This is a genomic window from Achromobacter sp. SIMBA_011 (genome assembly GCF_046535435.1).
GTDB lineage: Bacteria > Pseudomonadota > Gammaproteobacteria > Burkholderiales > Burkholderiaceae_B > Achromobacter > Achromobacter dolens.
The window spans coordinates 1-321 of the sequence record NZ_JAWRWN010000200.1; the positions used below are offsets into that span (position 1 = coordinate 1).

Consider the following 321-nt stretch of genomic DNA (forward strand, 5'->3'; position numbering starts at 1 on the left):
CCTTCGTTGGAGCCGCCGTCGCCGAAGAACACCACCGACACGCCGTCGGTGCCTTGCAGCCGGGCGGCCAGGGCCGCGCCCACCACCAGCGGCGCCCCGGCGCCGACGATGCCGTTGGCGCCGAGCATGCCCTTCTCGAAATCGGCGATGTGCATGGAGCCGCCCTTGCCCTGGCAGACCCCGGTCTTCTTGCCGTAGATCTCCGCCATCATCCCGAAGACGTCCACGCCCTTGGCGATGCAATGGCCGTGACCGCGATGCGTGGTGGCCACGTAATCGGCATCGTTCAGGTGGCTCATGACGCCGACCGCCGACGCCTCC

At 69.2% G+C, this 321-nt stretch carries 1 protein-coding gene; it reads right to left on the minus strand.

All coding sequences use genetic code 11. The features are described 5' to 3' along the window. Positions 1-321: thiamine pyrophosphate-dependent enzyme (locus tag SB816_RS30570; RefSeq protein WP_410548061.1), on the minus strand; the 321-nt coding region annotated here is incomplete at both ends.